Here is a 2,463-nt window from a genome sequence, read left to right as displayed (position 1 = left end):
AGGGAGGATGGTCAGTCGCGGCTGGACGAGGCCGCGCAACTAGCTGCGGCTAAGGACCTGGCCAACCGCAAGCGCGACCTGCTGCTGCAGTACGTCAACATCCAGGTCAACGGCATGCAGGATGCCTGCGGACCCGGACACTGCCAGCGAAGCCGCAGTCCAGCCGCTCAAGCCCTGGAATACCTATCGCATGCTGCTCAACCGAGTTAACACCATTGGCGCCGTTCTTGCCGCGAGCGATTGGCCGGCCAGCCCGGAGCTGGCCGCCACAGATAGATACCTATCAGCTAGTAGGTAACCAGTCGTCGCGGCTGTGGCTACGAAATGGCATGCATCGCTGGAGACATGGTGTGGCCCTGGAATATCTTCATTGATCAACAAGCGGGAAGCTGACCATGCGGACCGTGGCCCACCACGTTAAGACCTTTCGGAGAGAATACCGACTCATCCCCAGCTTCGTCTGGGGATCGCGAATATTCATCCTCTTCGCCTCATCGATGTTGCTTGTCGTCTTGTCGATAGCGCTCTTCTTCTACCACCACGTTTATCTGCAACTGCCGACCTACGCGAATCTTTCCTACTGGACACTCTTCTGGGAGATGCCAATGCTGCTAGGGCTCGCCCAGATCCTAGTCGAGGTCGATCGACGTCGCTTCGCCCGAGATAACCTGGGCAAGAGGATCTTAGGCATCCGGCAGGCAATAGTGGCAACGGATCGCGCGAAGCGGCGGATGATTTCCGAGCACTTTGCTGGCCGTGAAGACTTTGCCGAGCTGGCCAAAGAGCTCATCGAACAATGGGAATGGCGTCAGTCACTGGAGCGACGCGCCGGTAGCCCCGCGACCCTTCGCACCCTTCACTTTTTCAACCTACCTAGTGCAAGTAACTTCGCGACGTATCTCGGTGGGCTTCTCGCCGTGATAGCGGCTGTGGTCGTGGCTCTGCTCGACAAGGAAACCTTCTAACCCTGCGCCTCCAACACTCAGGTCGGACTTTTCCTCCGCCTACTCGGTATTATTCCAGATCATCGTGGTGCCGATAGCCACGTGCATCCTACCTGCCGCGTACATTCTCGATATGGTGACCGGGTTAGGGCATCGAGTGGTCGAGCATGCGAACGACGACTATCTCAGCGATGCTGGCTTTTACAAATTCATCAAGGAGCTGGTTCTACTCGAGGAGCACAAACAGCGTCGCGGGCTGATGACCACCACCGGCTGGGCATATTGGTCCTTCCGCATTGGCACCGCTCCACTGCGCGACGTCCCTCGGTTGTGGCGAAACAAGCGCCGTTCGGTACGGCTGGCGAAACGTCGCCGGTCTAACGGTTGCGCGCCCATCCAGACGCGTTCTAGGATCTCCATCGCCAGCAGCGTCGAGTAAATTTTTTGCTCACGCCCGAACAAACCCGGCGCGCGGATCCGCCAGCCTCTGCAGCGTCACTTACCTTCCTGCGCAGGCAACCCTCCTTGGCGGACTACCACCACGGGGTACGTGTCCTCGTGATCAACCAAGGCGCTTGCTCCATTCCCACAGTATTCATGGCCCTCATCGGCAGGGTCTGTACCGGCACCGATGTCACCGTCGTCCTACACAACACGCCCGTACTGCTAACCAACGCCCAGGACGCCGTCGGCAAGCCCGGCACCAAGCGCACCCTGGCCGTGTCGCTGCAGGCAATCGCCGTTTAGTCCAAGCCCGTCCCCGTCGTCATCCGCGTGCCCGATGGCGCCAGCGCGGCCGAGCTACAGAGCAACACCATTTGCAGCACGGCCGCTGGCCGTTATACCAGCATGAACGCCCTGCTCCAAGGCTCAGCCGGGTATCACACCGCGCGTCCTGGATGTGTGGGGTTCGACACCTAGGCCGTCACTACCACCATGGTCGACATCGCCAAGCAGCTGCGAGGCTTCGTCTATGCGAGCTGCTACGGCTGCAGCATCGAGGAAGGCCCCTTCACTACCGCAAACAGTTCGCCGCCCGCAAACTCATACTGCGCTGCTCGCACAGCACTCTCCTAGTATTGCCGCTCGTATTCCACCACTTATAACCCGCCATACAGCACATTCCTGAGCTTCCTGTGCTCGGGACAATCAATCCAGCGGTCCCGGGTCTGATGCATGTAGGCAAGCAGAAAGTGCGCACCCCCGAGCTGCCGTAGGCGCTCTACCTCCTATTCCAGTGACGTAGCCGGATCCCACGTTCATGCCGGCGCAAAGCACTGGATCTCCTCCAATAGCGCGGCGGTCGCGGCGTGCTCATCGGCCGGCACTTGGAACCAGAACTCTACCGCGATGGCGCCAGGCCGATAATTGAGCGGAAGCCGAAAGAGGCGGTGAGGCAGGGCTAGTGCCTGGTCTACTAACCCGGTCATCCGCTGAACGCCGAAGGTGTGGCATTCGAGGGATAGCTGTTGGCTTCCGAAACAAGTGCGATTCCTCGCCGGAAAAAGGCTCCACTGGC

General features: G+C 59.7%; 4 protein-coding genes. 3 read left to right on the top strand and 1 reads right to left on the bottom strand.

Translation table 11 applies throughout. The annotated features are described in order from the left end of the window. From C722_RS24385 to C722_RS26045, 3 genes are all read left to right on the top strand, one after another. Positions 1-210, top strand: a 210-nt coding sequence (locus C722_RS24385) for a hypothetical protein (RefSeq protein ID WP_037062769.1), incomplete at its 5' end; no start/stop codon positions are given. Between the two features lie 185 nt (positions 211-395). Beyond that, on the top strand, positions 396-965 hold the full coding sequence (locus C722_RS0100135) for a hypothetical protein (protein WP_017638582.1): 570 nt from the start codon (positions 396-398) through the stop codon (positions 963-965). A gap of 537 nt (positions 966-1,502) precedes the next feature. Continuing rightward, entirely contained in the window at positions 1,503-1,691 is a 189-nt protein-coding gene (locus C722_RS26045; protein WP_132833229.1) for a hypothetical protein, read from the top strand. Between the two features lie 512 nt (positions 1,692-2,203). On the opposite strand, the gene C722_RS26505 is transcribed toward C722_RS26045, so the two are convergent. Beyond that, positions 2,204-2,463, bottom strand: a 260-nt coding sequence (locus C722_RS26505; protein ID WP_007163117.1) for a hypothetical protein, incomplete at its 5' end; no start/stop codon positions are given.

Source organism: Pseudomonas sp. 313, from assembly GCF_000316965.1.
Taxonomy (GTDB): domain Bacteria; phylum Pseudomonadota; class Gammaproteobacteria; order Pseudomonadales; family Pseudomonadaceae; genus Chryseomonas; species Chryseomonas benzopyrenica.
The sequence above is the reverse complement of the archived record's forward strand: the minus strand, read 5'-3'. Positions and strand labels throughout refer to the sequence as shown.